At 46.6% G+C, this 21,290-nt stretch carries 21 protein-coding genes; 3 read left to right on the forward strand and 18 right to left on the reverse strand.

Translation table 11 applies throughout. The annotated features are described in order from the left end of the window. Positions 1 to 24: 24 nt before the first annotated feature. Positions 25 to 2,019, forward strand: a complete 1,995-nt coding sequence (locus Q4Q54_RS05760; protein ID WP_311987952.1) for a chorismate mutase — start codon at positions 25 to 27, stop codon at positions 2,017 to 2,019. Between the two features lie 165 nt (positions 2,020 to 2,184). Here the strand turns inward: Q4Q54_RS05760 and Q4Q54_RS05765 are convergent, their stop codons facing one another. The 11 genes from Q4Q54_RS05765 to ffh form a co-directional block, all read right to left on the reverse strand. Then, positions 2,185 to 3,489, reverse strand: coding sequence for a sodium:proton antiporter (locus Q4Q54_RS05765; RefSeq protein WP_311987953.1), 1,305 nt, complete (start codon positions 3,487 to 3,489; stop codon positions 2,185 to 2,187). A gap of 43 nt (positions 3,490 to 3,532) precedes the next feature. Continuing rightward, positions 3,533 to 3,868 carry a hypothetical protein gene (locus Q4Q54_RS05770; protein ID WP_311987954.1) on the reverse strand — a complete coding sequence of 112 codons (336 nt, stop codon included), beginning with the start codon at positions 3,866 to 3,868 and terminating at the stop codon, positions 3,533 to 3,535. Between the two features lie 166 nt (positions 3,869 to 4,034). Further along, positions 4,035 to 5,213, reverse strand: coding sequence for a hybrid-cluster NAD(P)-dependent oxidoreductase (locus tag Q4Q54_RS05775; RefSeq protein WP_311987955.1), 1,179 nt, complete (start codon positions 5,211 to 5,213; stop codon positions 4,035 to 4,037). Between the two features lie 130 nt (positions 5,214 to 5,343). Then, complete coding sequence (gene hcp, locus Q4Q54_RS05780) at positions 5,344 to 7,008, reverse strand: hydroxylamine reductase (protein ID WP_311987956.1); 1,665 nt, start codon at positions 7,006 to 7,008, stop codon at positions 5,344 to 5,346. A 216-nt stretch (positions 7,009 to 7,224) separates the two neighbouring features. Next, entirely contained in the window at positions 7,225 to 8,364 is a 1,140-nt protein-coding gene (gene tyrA, locus Q4Q54_RS05785; RefSeq protein WP_012588257.1) for a bifunctional chorismate mutase/prephenate dehydrogenase, read from the reverse strand. Between the two features lie 27 nt (positions 8,365 to 8,391). Next, positions 8,392 to 9,483: a 3-deoxy-7-phosphoheptulonate synthase gene (locus Q4Q54_RS05790; RefSeq protein WP_006085074.1), complete on the reverse strand. Its 1,092-nt coding sequence runs from the start codon at positions 9,481 to 9,483 to the stop codon at positions 8,392 to 8,394. Positions 9,484 to 9,743: 260 nt separating this feature from the next. After that, complete coding sequence (rplS, locus tag Q4Q54_RS05795; RefSeq protein WP_006080791.1) at positions 9,744 to 10,097, reverse strand: 50S ribosomal protein L19; 354 nt, start codon at positions 10,095 to 10,097, stop codon at positions 9,744 to 9,746. A 34-nt stretch (positions 10,098 to 10,131) separates the two neighbouring features. After that, complete coding sequence (gene trmD / locus Q4Q54_RS05800) at positions 10,132 to 10,878, reverse strand: tRNA (guanosine(37)-N1)-methyltransferase TrmD (RefSeq protein WP_006080790.1); 747 nt, start codon at positions 10,876 to 10,878, stop codon at positions 10,132 to 10,134. 15 nt (positions 10,879 to 10,893) lie between these two features. Then, on the reverse strand, positions 10,894 to 11,424 hold the full coding sequence (gene rimM / locus Q4Q54_RS05805) for a ribosome maturation factor RimM (protein ID WP_006080789.1): 531 nt from the start codon (positions 11,422 to 11,424) through the stop codon (positions 10,894 to 10,896). A 20-nt stretch (positions 11,425 to 11,444) separates the two neighbouring features. Then, positions 11,445 to 11,696: a 30S ribosomal protein S16 gene (rpsP, locus tag Q4Q54_RS05810; protein WP_006080788.1), complete on the reverse strand. Its 252-nt coding sequence runs from the start codon at positions 11,694 to 11,696 to the stop codon at positions 11,445 to 11,447. Positions 11,697 to 11,914: 218 nt separating this feature from the next. Next, on the reverse strand, positions 11,915 to 13,288 hold the full coding sequence (gene ffh / locus Q4Q54_RS05815) for a signal recognition particle protein (RefSeq protein ID WP_006080787.1): 1,374 nt from the start codon (positions 13,286 to 13,288) through the stop codon (positions 11,915 to 11,917). Positions 13,289 to 13,577: 289 nt separating this feature from the next. On the opposite strand from ffh, the gene Q4Q54_RS05820 reads away from it, so the two are divergent. After that, positions 13,578 to 14,366, forward strand: a complete 789-nt coding sequence (locus Q4Q54_RS05820; protein ID WP_006080786.1) for an inner membrane protein YpjD — start codon at positions 13,578 to 13,580, stop codon at positions 14,364 to 14,366. 99 nt (positions 14,367 to 14,465) lie between these two features. Beyond that, positions 14,466 to 15,740: an HlyC/CorC family transporter gene (locus Q4Q54_RS05825; RefSeq protein ID WP_006080785.1), complete on the forward strand. Its 1,275-nt coding sequence runs from the start codon at positions 14,466 to 14,468 to the stop codon at positions 15,738 to 15,740. Between the two features lie 100 nt (positions 15,741 to 15,840). Here the strand turns inward: Q4Q54_RS05825 and Q4Q54_RS05830 are convergent, their stop codons facing one another. The 7 genes from Q4Q54_RS05830 to lepB all read right to left on the reverse strand — a co-directional run bounded on the left by Q4Q54_RS05830 (position 15,841) and on the right by lepB (position 21,114). After that, complete coding sequence (locus tag Q4Q54_RS05830) at positions 15,841 to 16,362, reverse strand: Mpo1-like protein (RefSeq protein WP_311987958.1); 522 nt, start codon at positions 16,360 to 16,362, stop codon at positions 15,841 to 15,843. 209 nt (positions 16,363 to 16,571) lie between these two features. Continuing rightward, positions 16,572 to 16,955 carry a holo-ACP synthase gene (gene acpS, locus Q4Q54_RS05835; protein WP_071939194.1) on the reverse strand — a complete coding sequence of 128 codons (384 nt, stop codon included), beginning with the start codon at positions 16,953 to 16,955 and terminating at the stop codon, positions 16,572 to 16,574. Next, entirely contained in the window at positions 16,955 to 17,692 is a 738-nt protein-coding gene (pdxJ, locus tag Q4Q54_RS05840) for a pyridoxine 5'-phosphate synthase (RefSeq protein ID WP_012588260.1), read from the reverse strand. Before pdxJ ends, acpS begins: the two co-directional genes overlap by 1 nt. Positions 17,693 to 17,762: 70 nt before the next feature. Next, positions 17,763 to 18,473 (reverse strand): DNA repair protein RecO, encoded by a 711-nt coding sequence (gene recO, locus Q4Q54_RS05845; RefSeq protein WP_311987959.1) that lies wholly within the window; start codon positions 18,471 to 18,473, stop codon positions 17,763 to 17,765. A 28-nt stretch (positions 18,474 to 18,501) separates the two neighbouring features. Continuing rightward, entirely contained in the window at positions 18,502 to 19,518 is a 1,017-nt protein-coding gene (gene era, locus Q4Q54_RS05850; protein WP_259527064.1) for a GTPase Era, read from the reverse strand. Then, complete coding sequence (rnc, locus tag Q4Q54_RS05855; protein WP_300478021.1) at positions 19,515 to 20,195, reverse strand: ribonuclease III; 681 nt, start codon at positions 20,193 to 20,195, stop codon at positions 19,515 to 19,517. Before rnc ends, era begins: the two co-directional genes overlap by 4 nt. A gap of 1 nt (position 20,196) precedes the next feature. After that, complete coding sequence (gene lepB / locus Q4Q54_RS05860) at positions 20,197 to 21,114, reverse strand: signal peptidase I (RefSeq protein ID WP_220592335.1); 918 nt, start codon at positions 21,112 to 21,114, stop codon at positions 20,197 to 20,199. Positions 21,115 to 21,290 lie beyond the last annotated feature (176 nt).

A 21,290-nucleotide genomic window follows, 5' to 3' on the forward strand; every position in this document is an offset into this window, starting at 1 on the left:
TACATGGCGGCAATTGAGGTCAGAATGCATACACCACAGCCTTTAAATCAAACCCGAGAGCAGATCACCAATCTGGATAATGAACTGCTGGCATTACTCGCAGAGCGCCGTCGCTTAAGTCTAGAAGTGGCCCGTAGTAAAGAAGTGGATGTCAGACCCATCAGAGATACTCAAAGGGAGAAAGAACTGCTCGCTAGACTGGTGAAAGAAGGCAGAGAAAAGGGATTAGATGCCCACTATGTTATCTCCCTTTATCAAAGCATCATTGAAGATTCAGTATTGAATCAACAAGCTTACCTTCACGGCCGTGCCAACCCAGAAACACAAAAACAGCAGTATTGTATCGCCTACCTCGGTGCACGAGGCTCTTACTCTTATCTCGCAGCAACCCGCTATTGCCAACGCCGCCAAGTTGAAATGCTGGACTTAGGTTGCCAAAGTTTCGATGAAATAGTGCAAGCCGTTGAGTCTGGGCATGCTGATTATGGTTTCCTGCCGATTGAGAACACTTCCTCGGGTTCAATCAACGAAGTCTACGATGTACTGCAGCACACCAGTCTATCGATCGTGGGTGAAACGACGATTGAAGTCAGCCATTGCCTACTAGGAAAAGCTGGCAGTAAATTAGCTGACATCAAAACTGTCTATGCCCACCCTCAGCCTATTAGCCAATGCAGCAGATATTTAAGTCAGCACAAAGACTTGAGACTGGAGTACTGCTCAAGCAGCGCAGAAGCAATGGACAAGGTAAACCAAAGTCCAGATAACAGTGCAGCAGCCATTGGTAGCGCCGAAGGTGGTGCACTCTATCAACTAGAGTCGATAGAAGCGGGCTTAGCGAATCAGAAGATCAATCAAAGCCGCTTTATCGTTGTTGCCCGCAAAGCGGTTGCCGTGCCAGAGCAGTTACCCGCTAAGACCACGTTGATCATGGCGACGGGCCAAAAAGCTGGGGCTTTAGTGGAAGCTCTGCTGGTTCTGAAGGCGCATCAGTTAAACATGAGCAAATTAGAGTCACGCCCGATCCCAGGAACACCTTGGGAAGAGATGTTCTATTTAGATATCGACGCGAATATCTCCAGTGAATCTATGCAGGCGGGTTTAAAGCAACTCGAGCGGCTCACCCGTTTCATCAAAGTATTAGGCTGTTATCCTTGTGAAACAGTCAAGCCCACGCAGCTAAGCAACAGCCAGTTACTGATTGAACCTAGCACCTCTAAGGACCAAGTCATCAGCGAGAATGGAGTAAATACCAGCCCTGTTCGATATAGCAAAGCCTATAAAGAGCAAGCTAGTGAGATCAACTGCGGTGCAATGACAATCGGTGCAGGGCATGTCGGTGCCATAGCGCAAATCACGCTGAATAATGACATTTCACACTTAGCGTTATCGGCTTTCGAGCAGCAAGTGAAACAGCTTAAAGAAGCGGGATTCCAAGCGGTTCTACTTAATGCTGTTAATCAAATGGCTATGGCGGAATTGACCCTCGCTAAACTGCGCCAAATCCTGCATCAATATGGTCTAGTGTGCATTATTGCCATAGAGCAAGAAGCCGATATGCCATTAGCCGTTCAGCACGCCGATATGCTGTTTCTAGCGGGTAAGCAGATGTTTAATCAAACCTTACTCACTCAAGCGGGTACGTTGCCAATACCTTTGATACTTGAACGTAACGATATGGCAAGTTTTGAAGAATTACTCACGGCAACAGAAGTGATCTTAAGCCAAGGTAATCAGCAACTGATCCTGTGTGACTCTGGCATTAGAACCTTAAATAACGCCAATCTACCTTCACTCGATTTAACGAGCCTGATCCAGATTAAAGCCACGAGTCATTTGCCCATTTTGATCAACCCTAGCTATGCCGTATCAGACGATGCCCTACTGGTTCAAACCCAAGGTATTAAGCAGCTTAAAGTGGATGGATTGATACTCAATTGCCCACTCGACAGCAATAATGACTCTGAGTCGCTTAACTTAATTAGCGCTGTAGTGCGGGAATTATATCGGGCGGTTTAAAACTTTGATCTTGAGTGATTTAATTTAAAGTGAAATGGTGTTAGTTCGAAGTGTATTCAGGGATAAAAGGCACTTATTTTATCCCTGATTGACTGAATTAAGCCTGCAAGTCAGCGTGATGACTAGCAGGCTTAATATTGTTTACTATCGCTGCCCAATCATCCTTTATGCATTTTCAGAAGAGCCAACAGCCCTCGATGGTTCGGTAACCGCATTACTCCTGCGGATAAGCCCTGTCATAGTAGAGCCCTGCACTAGAATCGAAAATACGACGACGGCATAGGTCATCACTAACAATAATTCCCTCAACTCCACACCACCAATAGCATCGATGACAATCCCCTCAGGTAAACTCATCGCCATCGCGAGTGCTAATCCTCCCCTTAAACCACCCCAAATCAGAATCGTCTCTGCATAGGGGTTGTAAGACTTAAACAACCTAAAGCCCAAATAAGGTAATAACACACTCACGGCACGCGCCAATAATACCAATGGAATCGCCACAAACATAAACCACCACAACGGCGCTTTAAAAGTGACTAACAAAAGCAGTAAGCCGAGCAGTAGGAAGAGTAATGCATTGAAGAAAGATTCAATCAGCGACCAAAATGTCAGTAGTTTCACTCGCTCGTGGCGGGCAAAAAACTTAGGCACACTGAAATTACCTATGATGATACCTGCACTCACCATAGCTAAAGGCCCAGAAACCCCAAACACTTCAGCCATCACATATCCCGCGGTTGGGATCAGCAAAGTGACCAACATCAATTGCGTTTCTTCCTCGCAATAGCGGAAAAAATGATGCAGCAGAAAACCAAGAACGCCACCATAAATAACCCCGCCTAACGCCTCACGAATAAATAACTCAGAGATATGGATAAACGTCAGCGGTTCAGTAGAGAAGGCTAGTTGCGATATCGCCACAAAAATCACTAACCCTATGCCATCGTTAAATAAAGATTCACCTTCAACTTGGATAGCAATATCTTCCGGCGCGCCCATTTTCTTTAAAATAGCCAAAACGGCGATGGGGTCGGTTGGCGAAATCAAGGCGCCAAACAGCAAGCAGTGGCTGAGTTGTAGCGGTAGACCCAACATAGGCGCGACCCAAAATAACAGTCCTCCTATGATAAAGGTCGATAATAAAGTGCTGACAAAGGCGAGGATTAAAATCTCCCACTTCTGATGCCTCAGTATTTTTAAACGGATCTGCAATGCGCCGGCAAAGAGTAAAAAACCTAACATGCCATTGAGCAGCAAGGCTTGAAAATCGAGCTTCTCTAAGCCTGAGACAAAATACAGATAAACATGCCCGCCTAAGGCCTTTCCCCCTAGGAGTAATAACAAACTCATGCCTAGGGCGATAGCCGTAATGGCCACAGTTTCCTGCAGTTTATGGACGCGTGAAGAGATAACTGAAATGACTAGCGCCAAGGCGCAGAGGATACACAGAATTTGGTAACTGGACATAAGAGCCTCTAAAAATCATCAATTTAGAGACTCTAGCACAAGTTTAGATTTCTAAACCATCCAATAGACTTAACCACCCTTTAATGATCCTGTGGCAAAACCAAATGATCCCAAAGAGATAAATCGAAAGACTGAGCCAAGTTAACGGCACGCAATAGCCCAGCACTAACAAGCCAAGAAAGGCGACATTAGAATGCCGTTGCCAACGCAAATGCGACGCTAATAATGGATTACCATGGGATTGACGTTGGGAAACATTAATCAACAAACTTAGCAGCACGGGGAGTAATAATAAGGGAAAGCCCGACATCAAGGCGTACAACAAATGCCCAAGAGAACGGTCTTCAATTTTTGCGGCATAAGTGGTTGTCATTGTCATTGAGAGACTCCAGCCAGACTAATAGACTGGGCGCAAACATCATACGCCCTTGTCATTAACCTTACGTTCTCACTGAGATAAGCGCAACTAAGGATTAGAAATATTTCCATCCATTTAAGAATAAGCCTGATAAGCCCTGTGTAACTGTCACTAATTAATCAGCGCGCTAGAGTTTAAGTGTCACATCGGATGTTAGCGTTGTAGAGCACGCCAGTACAAAACCCGCGTCAATTTCCGCGGCGTTGAGCGTCATCACACTCGTCGATACGGTTTCTCCCTCCAATACTTGGCATTTACAGGCGCCGCACACGCCCGAACGACAGGCAGCAATAATCGGTAATCCTTCAGACTCTATTCCCTCAAGTAAACTCTGCCCTTGTGTTAGCCTTGTGCTGCGATCGCCAATGGTTAAGTTAAAAGTAGGCAAAGTAAAAGCCCCTGCTTGCGAATTTTCATCTGCTTCTGTAGGCGACTTTGCTTGCATGAGCTTATTACGTGCGGCTTTCTCGGCCGTGGCAAAACTCTCATGGTGCAACCGATTCATATCAAAGTTGAATTCGGCCAATAACGCTTTTACCGCCTGCATATAAGGCTCGGGCCCGCAGAGATAAACCGTTCGCTCAGCAACATCAGGCACTAAGGTTTGCAGCATCTGCGCAGTTAATCGCCCTATATCAAAACTTATCTTTGGAGAGAATAAAAGTGATGCTGCCGCCGACTCCAGCGCATAACTGAGCTTAAACGCATTAAAGCGGTTCGCCATCGTCTCCAATGACGATTTAAAAATAATATCAGCGTCTGAACGCGCACTGTGCACAAAGGCAATATCGGCATCAATTTGAGTGTCAGTTAAATAACGCGACATCGAATACATGGGCGTAATGCCGCAACCGGCACTCAAAAACAAGTATTTCGTCGCGGGGATATCAACTAAGTTAAATTGACCCATAGGTGGCAGCACTCGCACACGCTGGCCTGGCTGCAAGTGGTCAATAAGATAATTAGACACCAGTCCACCCGCAACACGCTTAATCGTCACCATCAAGGAATAGGGTCTCGATGGCGATGAGGACAAGGTATAACTGCGGCACACTTGCTCGCCGCTAATCTCGAGCACAAAGGTCATAAACTGGCCGGGTTTATAGTCAAACTTCATCGGCTCTCCCGCTTGAAAACGAAAACTCACTACATCGACGGTTTCATTCCAGCGCTCAATGCACACCAGTTCGCTAAGCACTGGTCCGTTTCGCGCTGGCTCGGCGTGCACCAATGGACTAACACTCTCATGTTTATGGGGCAAAGCTGATATTGCCTCTGTCATCACACTCAAATTTATCGCATTCATAGCATTCTTACCTGCAACACACTGCGGTTTAACCCTCGGCAAAACCGAAAAAAAACCGCAGTTAAACAACGACTCATTGCTGATTTAAGCCACGATGTCCAGCGGACTTCAGCAATGAGCACCGACTAATTTACGCCACGTTCAACATGGTCTTTAAATCGGCCTCAACTGTGGTGGTATTGCGTAAGCCAAACTTTTCTTCCAAAATTTTAGCGAGATTAGCGGTTAAGAATGCAGGCGGCGTCGGGCCTGTGCGAATATTTTTCACGCCGAGTGATAACAGTGTCAGTAACACCACAATGGCTTTTTGTTCGAACCAAGAGAGCACTAAACTCAATGGTAATTCATTGATATCACATTCGAATACTTCAGCTAATGCAATCGCTAACTGAATTGCAGAATAGGCATCGTTACACTGGCCCACATCGAGTAAACGTGGAATACCGTTAATGTCACCAAATTCGAGTTTATTGAATTTGTACTTGCCGCAGCCTAAGGTCAGGATTAATGAATCCTTCGGCGTCGATTTAGCAAGTTCAGTAAAGTAGCTTCTGTCGGCCTTGTCACCATCGCAGCCGCCAACGAGGAAGAAGTGTTTAATCGCGCCACTTTTTACATTTTCAACCACTGCTGGCGCCGCCGCCATCAAGGCATTATGGGCAAAACCAATGGTGATAGTGTGGGGGATTTCATCATAGATAAAACCTTCTAGTGCTAACGCCTTATCAATCACAGCAGAGAAATCATCGCCTTCGATATGCACCACACCAGGCCAACCAACAATGCTACGGGTAAAAATACGATCGCTATAACTGCCCACATTGGGGTCGATAATGCAGTTGGACGTCATCACCACAGCACCGGGGAAATTGGCAAACTCTTGCTGCTGATTCTGCCAAGCACTGCCGTAATTTCCGACAAGGTGCGGGTATTTTTTAAAGGCAGGATACGCCAGTGCGGGCAACATTTCGCCGTGGGTAAACACATTAATACCCTTACCGACGGTCTGCTCAAGGATAAGCTCTAAATCCTTCATATCATGACCAGAGACCAGGATTGCCTTGCCCTTAACTGACTTAGTATTGACCACTGTAGGTTCAGGGTGACCAAAGGCCTGAGTTTCACCCGCATCAAGCATCGCCATAATGCGGTAGTTCAACTGACCAATATCCATCGCCGTGGTAAATAGTTTATCGCCATCGACACTCGGCTCACCTAAGAAAGACATGATTTCATGGAAGCGCCCTGCTACATCGGCATCAGTCTGCCCCAACACGCGGGCATGCTCCATATACGCAGCAGCACCTTTAAGGCCATATAAACACAATAGTCTTAACCCCATGATGTCCTCATGAACGTCATGCTTATCTTTATTCAGCAGCGCAATCGGTGCCTGCGCTAGCATTTCAACCTTACTGGTCCCCAGCACTAACTGAGCGACTTGCGGCACTTGCTCAGCAACAATGCCTGTTTGTTCACAAGCCGCTTCGTAGGATGCCTTTAGCTGAGTTCGATACTTAGCCGCCCGCTGCGCATAGGCCATAATGCGCTCGTCATCAAAGTTGACGTTGGTAAGGGTAGAGAAAAAGGCTTTAGGCACGAAGCTGTCAATTTCAGCATCGATAATGCCTTGCTCGCGGGCTTTAACGGCATAAACAGACACGCCTTGCAGCATATAGATCAGCAAGTCTTGTAGATCTGACGTTGCCGCCAACTTGCCACACATACCTTGGGAATAACTACAACCATTGCCAGCGGGTGTACGAATGGTTTGCTCACATTGAATACAGAACATGGATAGACTCCTAATTTAAATTCATGCTTTATTTTTGCATGTTTAAAATTAGTCTACCTAAACACGCCATAAGCGACAGTCATTTTTAAAATGGGATGCTAAATATTAGAGAACGATCACCTTAAGTAATCACTAATAAAGGCAATAAAACCTGCCAAAAATCCATAAAAAAACGCCCGTCAATGATGAGCGTTTTTAAGAGTAACTTACTCTTTATTAATTGGTTTTCATATCATTGACCGATTGCAGCATAATACGGCTTTCGCGCTGGAATTGAGGGGCAAAATCCCCAAACCATTTAGCGACGCTTTGGAACTGCTTAATAAACTCGTTCCTGTCACCGCGTTTTAGCAGTTCTAACGCTTCACGGTAGTTATCTAAATAATCACCGATTGCATGTTGGCTATCTTGCTGGGCAAAAATAATATCGGCGTAAAGCTCTGGGCTTTGGGCGAATAAGCGCCCTACCATAGCCAATTCTAAGCGATAAATTGGCGAGCTAAATTGCAGTAAAGTATCAATATCTGCTTCTTCCTTGCACAGATTCAAACCATACACAAAGGTCGAGAAGTGGCGCATCGCTTGCACTAACTGCATTGCACTGTCGTGACGTTCAGGCTCTGCTTCGACAATCCGCGCGCCCCAAATGGCAATCTGCTCGAGTAGCCATTGGTATTTTTCCGGCGAGCGACCGTGGCACACCACCACAACTTGTTTCGCCAGACTGCCCACATCGGGACCAAACATAGGATGGAAACCGACGACAGGACCAGAATGCGCCTCAAGCATGGCTTTAACCGGCTCTGTCTTGATGGAGGTCAAATCCGCCAGAATGCAGTCGGCTGGTAATTGGGTCAGCTTTTCGCGAATAAGCTCGCAAGTAATCGCTATCGGCACTGTCACTAACACCATGCCCGCATCGGCAAATAGGCTATCTGCTTGCTGCCAATCATCTTTATCGAGCAGATTCACTTGGTAGCCAGATAAGGTCAGCATTTGTGAAAACAGTCCACCGAGTTGCCCTTTACCGCCGACAATCACCACTGAGCCGAGATCTTTTTTAACTTGCTTAAAGCCTACATCTTTTTCATTGAGATAAGACTCGCGCATCAAGCGGCGTAAAATATCCTCAATTAATTGCGGCGCAATCCCCATGTTTTTCGCTTCTTCGCGGCGTTTAGCGAGCATGGCGGCTTCACGCTGCGGTGCATAGATCGGTAAACCGGCGCCGTGTTTCACTGTGCCCACTTGCGCCACGAGATCCAAGCGCTTACGCAGTAAATGCAGTAATTGCTGATCGACACCATCAATCAGGCCACGAAGATGCTCTAATTCGGCCGTTGTTTTTTCATTCATACCTGAGTCCATTAAGCTATAGCCAATTTAAGCGTTAGCTACTTTAAGCATATCGAAGCGTGCCGGGAGTATTGAAGATAACTTCACCGCGCCGTCACGTAAAATGGTTTCTGTTTTTTCCCAGTTAATACAGGAATCTGTCACAGATACACCGTAAGCTAACTCGCTTAATGGCTTATCACAGCTTTGATTGCCTTCATTTAAATGGCTTTCAAGCATAACGCCGATGATCGATTTATTGCCGTTATAAATCTGCTCAAACACATCTTCACACACAGGCTTTTGGCGGCTGTAGTCTTTGGATGAATTGCCGTGGCTGCAATCGATGATCAAACGTGCATTGAGTTTGGCTTTATGAAGCTGCGCCTCACATTCAGCCACGCTTGCGGCATCGTAGTTGGGTGTTGCACCGCCACGTAAAATCACATGACCATCGGGATTGCCCGCAGTTTGTAATAAGGCGACTTGGCCCTGTTGGTTAATGCCCATAAATCTGTGACTGCTGGCCGCCGACTTTAGCGCATTAATCGCGACATCGAGCTTACCATCGGTGCCATTTTTAAAGCCAACTGGCATAGAAAGACCCGATGCCATTTCCCTATGGGTTTGCGATTCAGTGGTGCGGGCACCGATGGCCGACCAAGTCACTAGCTCAGAAATGTACTGAGGGCTGATAGGATCAAGCGCTTCAGTGGCGACTGGTAGCCCTAATTCGGCCAACCAAATCATCAGCTCACGGGCCATTTTCAGGCCTTTTTCGACATCGAAGGATTCATCCATATCAGGATCGTTGATCATGCCTTTCCAACCTACCGTGGTACGCGGCTTTTCAAAGTACACTCGCATTAAGATGTAAAACTCATCACTGAGTTCATCGTGCAAGGTTTTAAGCCTTAAAGCGTATTCCTTAGCGGCGGCGATATCATGGATGGAGCAAGGACCAGTGACGATCAATACTCGATTGTCACGTTTATGGACGATATCAGCCACGGTTTTGCGGGCATTGAGGATATAACGATAAGCATGCTCAGAAAGTGGCAAGGCATTTTTAAGCTCTTGCGGCGTGATTAAAACTTTCTCTGAACTAATGTGTACGTTGTTAATCGTATCTTGTTGCATGCTTACCACCTAAGACTTAGTGTTTAACCCAGTTATCGAAGCAGGACTTCAAGTCAGCTTGGGCATTCATTTCGGAAGAAAAATAGCGTAAATCCATCGCAATGTACTTTTGTAATGCTACACCATTACAATTAGGCGACCACTATGCCTGTTCATTCTCTTTAGATCAAGTATAAATACTCAAAAAACAGCAACAAAAAACCGCCACTAGGGCGGTTTTCTGTGCGAACACTACGTCTTGTTTTCTGTAGCGGTAACTATTACTTAGTTGCCAGCTTCTCACGGATACGTGCAGATTTACCTGAACGATCACGCAGATAGTACAGTTTGGCGCGACGAACGCGACCACGACGCTTAACTTCAATGCTAGCGATCAGTGGGCTGTGCGTTTGGAAAGCACGCTCAACACCTTCGCCATTAGAGATTTTACGTACTGTGAATGCAGAGTGCAGACCACGGTTACGCTTAGCAATTACAACGCCTTCAAAAGCCTGTAAACGCTCTTTATCGCCTTCTTTAACACGAACCTGAACTACTACTGTATCACCAGCACCAAACGCAGGTACGTCTTGTTTCATTTGCTCATCGTTGAGCATTTTAATGATGTTGTTCATAACTTACTCCGTTCTAGAATTAACTGAGCTACGACTAAGCATGCTTGTTCATTGCTTCAACGAACTGCGCTAATAGAGTCGTTTGTTCGTCAGTCAGAGCTAGATTTTGCAATAATTCTGGCCGTCTCAGTAAAGTCCTACCAAGGCTTTGCTGTAAACGCCAGAGTCTAATTTGTTCGTGGTTGCCACTTAGCAGCACTGCCGGTACGTCAACACCATCAAGGCTTTCAGGGCGAGTGTAATGTGGACAATCCAGTAAACCGTCGGAGAAAGAATCTTGCTCCGCCGAAGCTTGTTTTCCTAGCACGCCAGGAACCAATCTCGATACTGAATCTATCAGAGTCATCGCCGGTAATTCGCCGCCCGAAAGCACGTAATCCCCTATCGACCACTCTTCATCCACTTCCGTTTGAATGATGCGTTCATCAATACCTTCGTATCGACCACAGACCAAAATCAAACGTGATGATTGAGCCAACTCAGTGACGCCTTGCTGATCCAGCTTGCGTCCTTGAGGTGACAAGTAAATCACCTTCGCACCTTCACCCGCTGCAGCTTTCGCTGCATGGATGGCATCGCGCAAGGGTTGCACCATCATCAACATTCCGGGACCACCGCCGTAAGGCCTGTCATCTACCGTATTATGTCTATCATGGGTGAAATCACGGGGATTCCACGTGTGCAACTCGAGCAGGCCGTTTTTCACGGCTCGACCCGTAACTCCAAAGTCTGTCACGGCACGGAACATCTCTGGGAACAGGGTTATTACCCCTAACCACATCTGTTGTACCTCGACTTAGAAGTCAGGATCCCAATCCACTAAAATCTGTTTACCTTGCAGGTCCACCGTTTTGATGAACTGCTCAGGGACAAAGGGGATCATACGTTCCACTTTGCCGAAACTATCTTTAGCGTTGGCTTTAACGAGTAATACGTCGTTCGATCCTGTTTCCACGATCTGATCGACAATTCCCATGTTATAGCCAGTTGTATTGACCACTTCGCAACCGATGAGATCACGCCAGTAGAATTCATCTGCTGGCAAATCGTTCATCTGTTCCGGCAAAATCGCAATCTCACAATTTGTGAGCATTTGCGCTTGCTCCCGTGTTTCTACGCCATCAAGTAAGGCAACAACGGCCTTGCCTTGATAACGCCACTGGGTGACCTTTATTTCGCGCCACTCACCATTTTCTTTAATAAGCCAAGGCGAATAGTCAAAGATACCTTCAACAGAATCGGTATAGGCGGTGATTTTCAGCCAACCTTTAATGCCATGACAGGAGCCTAATTTCCCCAGTACGACTGGCTGTTGGTTACTGCTCATCAATCTATACCTTAACGCTATTAAGCAGTTGCTTTACGAGCGTCTTTGATCAATTTTGCTACGCGTTCTGTAGCAGCTGCACCGTTAGAAACCCAGTGCTCAACGCGAGCTAGGTCTAAACGTAATGTTTCTTCTTGGCCACGGGCCAATGGGTTGAAGAAACCTACACGCTCAATGAAACGACCGTCACGAGCGTTACGGCTATCAGCAACAACGATGTTGTAAAATGGACGCTTTTTTGCGCCGCCACGAGCTAAACGAATGGTAACCATGCGTTTTCAATCCTCTAATGATTTGCTTTGAAGCAAAAATAAAAACTGGAACCCCGTGTTCGCGAAGAGTCCCAGATAGAAAGCCGGAAGATTTTACCTGAGTTTCCAACTAATGCAACCAAAGATGGCGATTATTACGCCTGCGTCCTTCGTTAGCGGTTCATTGTTACCAGAGTCAACCGACTGATAAAGTGCTAGGTTTAACTAAAAATGTCCGATTAACGGCCTGGAAATTTCATTCCAGGCGGCATCATGCCACGCATTCCGCGCATCATTTTTTGCATGCCGCCCTTAGCAGACATTTTTTTCATCATCTTTTGCATTTGCGTAAACTGTTTCAATAAACGGTTTACGTCTTGGATTTGCGTGCCAGAACCCGCAGCAATACGACGCTTGCGTGAGCCCTTGATTAAATCAGGGTTCTTACGCTCTTTGGACGTCATCGAATTAATGATGGCTTCCATTTGGCCTGTCATCTTGCCGTCTTGGATTTGCGCTAAGGCTTCTGGGGGCAATTGACCTACACCGGGCAGTTTTTCCAGCATGTTCATCATGCCGCCCATGTTTTTCATTTGCTGTAACTGCTCACGGAAATCTTCTAAATCAAAACTGCCACCCTGCTTCACTTTCGAAGCCAGTTTCATGGCCTTTTCTTTATCGACGCCGCGCTCAACTTCTTCGATAAGCGATAACACATCGCCCATACCTAAAATACGCGAGGCAATACGATCGGGATGGAACGGTTCTAACGCGTCGGTCTTTTCACCGACACCGAGGAATTTAATCGGCTTGCCGGTAATATGGCGAATCGATAACGCTGCACCACCACGTGCATCACCATCGACTTTGGTTAAGATAACCCCTGTCAGTGGCAAAGCTTCGTTAAACGCCTTAGCCGTATTCGCCGCATCTTGACCTGTCATAGCATCCACAACGAACAAGGTCTCAATAGGCTTGACCGCAGCGTGTAAGCCTTTGATCTCGTCCATCATGGCTTCGTCGACGTGCAGACGACCCGCGGTATCGAGGATCACCACATCGATGAACTTTAATTTAGCGTGGGCAATCGCCGCTTTCGCAATGTCGATTGGCTTTTGGCTGACGTCCGATGGGAAAAACTCCACCGCCACTTCTTGCGCTAACGTCTCAAGCTGTTTAATCGCCGCTGGGCGGTAAACGTCGGCACTGACCACCAATACCGATTTTTTATGGCGTTCGCGTAAAAATTTACCCAGTTTGGCCACACTGGTGGTTTTACCCGCACCTTGCAGACCCGCCATCATGATCACGGCTGGCGGCTGAGTGGCTAAATCTAAGGCTTCATTCGCCTCGCCCATGGATTTTTCAAGTTCACTTTGAACTATCTTAATGAAGGCTTGACCAGGGCTTAAGCTTTTAGAGACTTCTTGGCCAACGGCACGTTCTTTTACATTATTAACGAATTCGCGCACCACAGGCAGGGCAACATCGGCCTCCAGCAGTGCCATACGCACTTCGCGCAGGGTTTCCTTAACATTTTCTTCAGTTAAGCGACCACGGCCACTGATATTTTTCAGTGTGCGTGACAGTCTGTCGGTTAGGTTCTCAAACATCGTCCTGTTCTATACCTTTAAGAATCTCGATTGATGGGCTGTATTATAACGATGCATGCGCATTATGCTACTGCTGCACCCATCTTGATTGTGGTTAAGTGTTTTACTTGCGCTGAGTCATGTTTTATTGTCGTTAACACACTATTTAACCCTAACAATAAGAATCTGCTAAATTTTGCAACTCATGTCACTGCCCATTTGCCGACAGCTCATGTTATTCTAGGGAAAATATTGATCTGTATGCCCCGTTTATAAGGCACCTTTAACTACACAAATAGGTTAATTACCCATGGTCATCTTTTCTGCCTCAGCCATGTTTTTTTATTGCATTGCATTGGTACTAGTGACGAGTCGATTGTTCCACCCCGACGGTCCGAATCGCCGCGCCGTCGCAGGCATAGCGGCCATTGCGGTCATTCTGCATGCTGCTGCATTATCCCAAGTGATTTTCACCACTGATGGGCAAAACTTTAGCCTGACGAACGTGATTTCCTTAGTGAACTGGATTATCGCCTTTACTTTTACAGTGTTGATGTTCAGGCTGAAGGTGATCGTCGTAGTGCCCGTGGTTTACGCCTGCTCTGTGCTCTCGGTCGCCCTACTCTGGTTATTACCGCCTAAGTTCATCACGCATTTTGAGCTTTATCCTGAAGTATTAGCCCACGTAGTATTGTCACTCATGGCCTACAGTGCCCTGATGATTGCCGCCCTTTATGCGATACAACTGGCGATGATCCAAAATAAGCTGAAGAAAAAACAATTTATGCTGAGCCCAGGCATTCCGCCACTGATGACAGTTGAGAAACAACTTTATCATTTAGTGATTATCGGCGTTATCTTGCTCAGTTTGTCACTCGCAACCGGCTTTATCTTCCTTGAAGACATGTTTGCAGATGGCAAAGGTCATAAGGCAATCCTGTCGATAATGGCTTGGTTTGTATACATAACTATGTTGTGGCAACAGTATTGGGTCGGCTGTAAAATTCGTACCGCAGTCATTTACACTTTGACTGGCGCCACCTTACTTTCGCTCGCTTATTTTGGCGCGCGCATTGTCAAAGAGTTAATCCTCAACTAAACATTTAAGTCGGCAAAGGCAGTTAATGCCGCTGCCGACTTGACACTTTTTTTAAATGTCGGTATTTACTTAAGTTTACTGGCCATATTGGAGCCTTTTTTGGACGCTATATCGACAAGCGCACTCCTGATCGTTTTACTAGTGCTTATCCTATTCTCTGCCTATTTCTCAGGCTCAGAAACCGCCATGATGACACTCAACCGTTACCGTCTACGCCACTTAGCCAGCAATGGCCATAAAGGGGCGATTAGAGCTTTGAAGTTGCTTGAGCGTCCTGACCGTTTGATTGGTTTGATCTTAATCGGCAATAACTTAGTCAATATTTTAGCATCGGCTATCGCCACTATTATTGGTATGCGCCTCTGGGGGGACTTAGGTGTCGCCATCGCTACCGGTGTGCTGACACTCGTTGTATTGGTATTTGCTGAAGTCACCCCCAAAACCATCGCCGCACTAAATCCCGAACGTATTGCCTTCCCCTCCAGCATACTGCTGCGCTGGTTGTTGATCCTATTAGCGCCCTTCGTGAAAGGCGTTAACCTCATCACGTCAGGCTTTTTACGTTTGATGGGAATTAAAACCGTCAATAGTAGCGATGCGTTAAGCCAAGAAGAGTTGCGCACTGTCGTACATGAAGCTGGGGCACTTATCCCCCAACGCCACCAAGAAATGCTGTTATCTATCCTAGATTTAGAGAAAGTCACCGTTGAAGATATTATGGTGCCGCGCTCGGATATCTACGGAATTAACGTCAATGACGAATTTAAAGTCATCAATCGTCAGGTCATCCAAAGTCCACACACCCGAGTATTAGTGTATCGCGACACAGTTGACGATGCGGTGGGCTTTATTCATTTGCGTGATGCGCTACGATTACAATCGAAAGAGCAATTTAGTAAGTCATCTCTGCTGCGCGCGGTGAAAGAGCTCTATTTTGTGCCTGAAGGTACGCCACTCAATGTGCAACTGGCTAACTTTCAACAGAACAAAGAGCGCATTGGCTTAGTGGTTGATGAATATGGCGATATTCAAGGTCTGGTGACGCTCGAAGATATTCTCGAAGAGATTGTCGGCGACTTTACTACTTCAATGTTAACCACGCCGAGTGAAGATATCAAAGTGCAGCAAGATGGCAGTTACTTAGTCGATGCCAGCATTACCATTCGCGATTTGAATAAAGAAATGAAGTGGAACTTCCCGACCGACGGCCCTAAAACCCTCAACGGTCTGATCCTAGAATACCTAGAGGAAATCCCCTCTGCCAACACCAGTTTACGTTTAGCCGGTTATCCTTTAGAGATCATAGATGTGGCAGAAAATATGATTAAAACTGTGCGTATCATACCGCTGCATTATCACCCGCCCAGAGCTTAGCTTTCGATTTGCCCCATAAAAAATCGGCCGAACCACATACTAATATGTAGTCCGGCCGACTGCTCCCCCGAGCAATACTTTTCCCAAGTGATGTAACGAGTTAAATCTTTTTCGCCTCAAGTGCGCGGCGCTTTTCAATCGCCATCGGCGTTATCTGTGCATTGAGCGCCTTTTCTAGGCCAAACATAAAATACACTTCCGCCATTAAGAAAAATGGCCCAATTAGTAACTGATTCAAATCATCCACAAAAGCAGGTTTGGCTTTTTCATATTGATGGCCGATTAGCTGAAACACCCAGCCCACCACAAATACCCCTAGGGCAAGCCAAGTGGCACCGGCGATATGTGCCGCCCATTCAGTCGTGAGCAGCACAGGAACCATAAATAAGATCAGCCCCATTGAAAGCCTTAAGTGCAAACGGACATAGTAGGCCGACACTAACACGCCGACAATCACGGCTAAACTGGTCTCACCCAGACTGCCCAGCGGAATACGTACAGTGGCCAGCAACAAGAAAGCAGACCAAATAATCAGTGGGATACCAATAAAATGGGTCTGAATATTACGGTGATTTAAATGCACACTTTTGTAGGTCGATAACTGCTCTGCGGCGGATTTCATGTCGGGTTCCTCTTCATTTGCCCCTGCTTTTAACTGCGCCAAATTGAGCGACGCGCAAGCCATAAACTAGCGCAAAACAATTAAGCTGAACAGTAAAAGTAAACGAATTGTTGCACTTTATTGTTTGGTACTTATTTTGATACCCATCCAGAAATGAAAAAAGGAACCCTAAGGTTCCTTTTTGATAGACGACAAACACCAACTCGGGTTTATTGAGACTCTATGATTACCGTCGCAATCGCATAGGATTTTTCATCGGCAATAGAGATATGCCCAACCGTCGCTTTAAGCTGCTGTAAGCGCGCTAAAGCACCCTCGGTAAAGTGAATCGTCGGCGCACCATCCGCATTGTTGCCAATGTGAATATGCTGAAACGACACGCCGCGGCCAATGCCCGTACCGAGCGCTTTGGCTGCAGCTTCTTTGGCGGCAAAACGCTTGGCAAGATAACGGCTTGGCTGACTATGGGAAGTATATATGGCCAACTCAGCCTCGGTCAGCACACGTTTCGCCAGCTTGTCGCCTGCGCGCGCCACATGCGCCTGAATACGCTCAATCTCGACGATATCTGTGCCTAGGCCGACAATCGCCATTATTCGCCTCGACGACCTTCAAGCATTAACACTTTCATGTCTTTCACTGCTGTCGCTAAACCGTCAATGGCGGCACGGGCGACAATCGCATGGCCGATATTGAGTTCATATAACTCAGGAATCGCCGCAATCGGTTTCACGTTGTGATAATGCAAACCATGACCCGCGTTAACCACTAAACCTTTGCCATGGGCGTATTTGGCCATTTCGCTAATACGCGCTAACTCAGTGGCTTCTTCTGCTTCCGTTTTCGCATCGGCATAACAGCCAGTATGGATTTCGATAAGCGGTGCGCCAGCGGCAACAGCGGCATCGATTTGGGTTTTATCGGCATCAATAAATAAGGAAACTTGAATGCCCTCAGCGGCTAAACGAGTAACCGCAGCAGTGATTTTATCTAACTGCCCCGCCACATCTAAACCGCCTTCAGTAGTGACTTCTTGACGTTTTTCTGGCACTAAACAGACATAGGTCGGCTTAATTTCACAGGCGATGTTAAGCATTTCTTCAGTCACCGCACATTCGAAATTCATGCGGGTTTTCAAGGTTTTCGCCAGCAGATACACATCGCGGTCTATAATGTGGCGTCTGTCTTCACGTAAATGGATAGTGATGCCATCGGCGCCCGCATGTTCAGCAACGGCGGCAGCATGCACAGGATCAGGATAACTAGTGCCACGCGCCTGACGCAGAGTAGCAATATGGTCGATATTCACGCCCAATAAGATACGGCTCATCGGGAACTCCTTAATGTTGAACGCTGATATTGCGGCTTATTGTACTTAGGCTTACACAAAAAAACAGGAGCTAGGGCGAATTATTCCCATCAATCTTGGTTAGCGTGGCAGCGCTGACGAACAATTGTCGGCTCAGTAAAGGTTTAGTCCCGAGTAATGGCTTTAATAGGGAGCGCATCAACAACTTAGCGCTCAAAAAATGCACGTCGGTGAGTTGATTATCGTTAAGCGCCGTCAACATAGCACCTTGATAGGCATTGCGAGCACGGGAGTTGAGCACAAATTGAAAACCTAACTCAGGCACGAGCTGGTAATAATCTTCAGCAACGAGTGGTTCGCCCTGAGTATCGCGGCTAAGCGAAGGCATAAAACCTAATTCCCGCAGCAAGGCGAGCTCAATATAACGCAGTTGGGATTGGCAAAACTTCGCTGCAAGGCCGACTAAGGCTTGATGATAAATGAGGAACAACTCTTCGGCGTTGTGCTGCACAGACAAAGTGCGAACCAATAACTCATTGATATACATGCCAGCAAACAAACTTTGGCCAGAAAGAGGCACAGCAGGTGCAGCGGCTTCGACTTGGGTTAAGGTTTTTAATTCAGACTTACCGCTAAATTCGAAGATCAGCGGTTGAAAGGGCTGGAGAATACTCTTGATAGAGCGCTTACCGCTGCCGGTTCTGGCAACCACATCGACCCGTCCAATGCCGTCAACTAAGAGGTTAACTAAGACACTGGACTCTCGATATGGACGATGATGCAGAACATAGCCACGTTTCATCGGTAAGCGCGCTCGCTGGAATTAATGCTTAATCGTCGCCGTAACCTAAGCTACGCAGGGCGCGTTCATCATCGGCCCAACCAGATTTCACTTTCACCCACACTTCGAGGAAGACTTTATTATCAAACAAGGTTTCCATGTCTAAGCGGGCTTGAGTCGCAATAGTGCGAATACGTTCGCCCTTGCTACCGATCACCATACGTTTTTGACCTTCACGCTCAACGAGGATCAGGGCATTAATTTGATAAACGCCATTTTCCATCATCTTAAACTGTTCGATCTCAACCGTCGCATCATAGGGTAATTCATCACCTAAGAAGCGCATCAGTTTTTCACGCACAATTTCCGACGCCATAAAACGTTGCGAACGGTCGGTAACATAGTCTTCAGGGAAGAAGAAAGGTCCTTCAGGAATCGACGCCGCCGCTAGCTCTAAAATGCGCTGGACGTTAGTGCCCTTGCTGGCTGAAATCGGCAAAATTTCATCGAAAGGATATTTTTTGGCGACTTCTTCCAAATATGGGAACAGTGATTCTTTGTCTTTGATATTATCGACTTTGTTGATCGCCAGAATCGTCTGACGCTCTTCGCCGCCACGGCGTAACTTGCTGAGCACCATCTCATCATCTGCGGTCCAAGTCATGCCATCGACCACAAAAATCACCATAGACACATCAGCAAGTGAACTGGCCGCAGCGCGGTTCATCAATCGGTTAATCGCCCGCTGCTCTTCAATGTGCAAACCCGGTGTATCGATAAACACGATTTGCTTAGGACCATCGGTATGAATACCCATGATACGGTGGCGCGTCGTTTGCGGCTTTTTAGAAGTAATACTCACCTTCTGGCCAAGCAAACGGTTGATTAACGTCGATTTACCGACGTTAGGGCGACCAATGATCGCCACCATGCCGCAATAAGTGACATCGTATTGGGCCGACGGCGTTGGCGCGGCCGCATTCATCCTTGCCAGTAATTCATCTAAACTCGGCTCAGTTGCCGCTTTTGCTGCATCGATACCTGACAAGTCTGTTTTTTTGGTCATTTCTTTAGTAACTCCAATACTTGAGCGGCCGCGATTTGCTCGGCTTTACGGCGTGAACTCGCCACACCAATGACGCTTTGGCTCAAGTCTTCAATACGACATTCAACGGTAAATGTCTGATCGTGGGCATCGCCTTCTATGTTGATTACTTGGTAATCAGGCAGCGGCTTTTTAAACCCTTGTAAATGCTCTTGCAGTAAGGTTTTCGCGTCTTTTTGGCTGATCCCAGGTTGGATTTCTGCCAAACGTTCGGCATACCATTTCAGCAGTAATACACGGCAAACTTCGAGATCGGAATCAAGGTAAACGGCGCCAATAATGGCTTCAACCGCATCGGCAAGAATCGACTCGCGTCTAAATCCGCCACTTTTTAATTCACCAGGACCGAGATACAAATAATCGCCGAGCTTAAATTCTTGGGCGATGATAGTTAAGGTATCACCGCGCACTAAGGTGGCGCGCATCCGGCTTAAATCGCCTTCGGTCGCCTTCGGAAACTGATGATATAAGGCATCAGAAATCACAATAGATAAAATTGAATCACCTAAAAACTCTAAGCGTTCATTGTGTTTATTTGCCGCACTTCTGTGGGTCAGCGCTTGAGTCAACAGCTCAATATTCTCGAACTCATAACCTAAAGTACGACACAAACGTGGCAAATTTTTAATCGGTTCCATGCTATTTAATTCCACCTACACGCTCAAAACGCACACCGCTTGGCACCCAAGTTGGGAGGAAGTCGGCTTTTGAACGGTCAAATTCAAAACTAATCCAAATCGCTACCGCTTTACCGACCAGGTTTTCTTCTGGCACAAAGCCCCAGAAACGACTGTCGGTACTGTTATCGCGGTTATCACCCATGGCAAAATAATGGCCTTCAGGTACTAAAAACTCACCCGCAGGTAAATTACCTTCGCGCTTAAAATATCCCAGCATGTCGGGACGACTTGGGTTGATCAAAATATCGTGGGCAACCTCGCCCAGTTGCTCCGTGTAACGCAGTAATGGCACGCCATCTTGGCTATAATCACCACGGCTGATTTCAGTACGGGCGATAACTTGTGGTTCTGGGCAAGCTGTTTGCTCAACGCCACAGGCCTTCTGGATCATCAACTGCTTGTTACGGTAAATAATTCTATCACCCGGTAAACCGACAACACGTTTGATGTAGTCAATTTGCGGATTTTCAGGGTATTTAAACACGATCACATCACCGCGTTTTGGCTCGCCAGTTTCAACCAGTTTAGTGCGCCATACGGGATCTTTAAGCCCATAACTGAATTTCTCCACCAGAATGAAGTCGCCCACTAAGAGGGTAGGCATCATAGAACCCGATGGGATTTGAAATGGTTCATAAATGAATGAACGCAGGATCAACACAAAGGCAATCACAGGGAAAATAGAATGCGCGGTTTCGACTATGGTCGACTCACGGATGATTTGGTACTCAGCTTCTTCGGTTAACGTCGCTTGCGAGGCCTTGGCTAACGCTAAATTCTCACGACGCTTAGGGGCGAATGCGAGTACATCGACTAACCAAATAAGTCCCGAGATCAGGGTGATTAGCACTAGAATAATGGAAAAATACGCTGCCATTGCTTATTGAACTCCTGCTTTAAAATCATTTAAAGGTGCCTAACTCAGCGAATATCATACTTTAGTTAACTTACCGTATTCGACCTTGGTAAACCAAAGTGATAAACCAATACGATAACCTAACTAAAGCGCCGCAAACAGCGGCGCAATAGTCAACTAAATGGTCATTTCTATGC

The sequence above is a fragment of the Shewanella sp. SP2S2-4 genome, assembly GCF_031932025.1.
Taxonomy (GTDB): domain Bacteria; phylum Pseudomonadota; class Gammaproteobacteria; order Enterobacterales; family Shewanellaceae; genus Shewanella; species Shewanella baltica.

Coding starts and splice junctions, on each gene's coding strand:
- lepB (WP_220592335.1), bottom strand. CDS start 21,114: ATGGCAGCGTATTTTTCCATTATTCTAGTGCTAATCACCCTGATCTCG.
- Q4Q54_RS05775 (WP_311987955.1), bottom strand. CDS start 5,213: ATGAATGCGATAAATTTGAGTGTGATGACAGAGGCAATATCAGCTTTG.
- era (WP_259527064.1), bottom strand. CDS start 19,518: ATGACCAAAAAAACAGACTTGTCAGGTATCGATGCAGCAAAAGCGGCA.
- Q4Q54_RS05765 (WP_311987953.1), bottom strand. CDS start 3,489: ATGTCCAGTTACCAAATTCTGTGTATCCTCTGCGCCTTGGCGCTAGTC.
- Q4Q54_RS05760 (WP_311987952.1), top strand. CDS start 25: ATGCATACACCACAGCCTTTAAATCAAACCCGAGAGCAGATCACCAAT.
- recO (WP_311987959.1), bottom strand. CDS start 18,473: ATGAAACGTGGCTATGTTCTGCATCATCGTCCATATCGAGAGTCCAGT.
- tyrA (WP_012588257.1), bottom strand. CDS start 8,364: ATGAATGAAAAAACAACGGCCGAATTAGAGCATCTTCGTGGCCTGATT.
- hcp (WP_311987956.1), bottom strand. CDS start 7,008: ATGTTCTGTATTCAATGTGAGCAAACCATTCGTACACCCGCTGGCAAT.
- pdxJ (WP_012588260.1), bottom strand. CDS start 17,692: ATGAGCCGTATCTTATTGGGCGTGAATATCGACCATATTGCTACTCTG.
- acpS (WP_071939194.1), bottom strand. CDS start 16,955: ATGGCGATTGTCGGCCTAGGCACAGATATCGTCGAGATTGAGCGTATT.
- rplS (WP_006080791.1), bottom strand. CDS start 10,097: ATGAACAACATCATTAAAATGCTCAACGATGAGCAAATGAAACAAGAC.
- Q4Q54_RS05790 (WP_006085074.1), bottom strand. CDS start 9,483: ATGCAACAAGATACGATTAACAACGTACACATTAGTTCAGAGAAAGTT.
- Q4Q54_RS05830 (WP_311987958.1), bottom strand. CDS start 16,362: ATGAAATCCGCCGCAGAGCAGTTATCGACCTACAAAAGTGTGCATTTA.
- Q4Q54_RS05770 (WP_311987954.1), bottom strand. CDS start 3,868: ATGACAATGACAACCACTTATGCCGCAAAAATTGAAGACCGTTCTCTT.
- rimM (WP_006080789.1), bottom strand. CDS start 11,424: ATGAGCAGTAACCAACAGCCAGTCGTACTGGGGAAATTAGGCTCCTGT.
- Q4Q54_RS05820 (WP_006080786.1), top strand. CDS start 13,578: ATGGTCATCTTTTCTGCCTCAGCCATGTTTTTTTATTGCATTGCATTG.
- rpsP (WP_006080788.1), bottom strand. CDS start 11,696: ATGGTTACCATTCGTTTAGCTCGTGGCGGCGCAAAAAAGCGTCCATTT.
- trmD (WP_006080790.1), bottom strand. CDS start 10,878: ATGTGGTTAGGGGTAATAACCCTGTTCCCAGAGATGTTCCGTGCCGTG.
- rnc (WP_300478021.1), bottom strand. CDS start 20,195: ATGGAACCGATTAAAAATTTGCCACGTTTGTGTCGTACTTTAGGTTAT.
- ffh (WP_006080787.1), bottom strand. CDS start 13,288: ATGTTTGAGAACCTAACCGACAGACTGTCACGCACACTGAAAAATATC.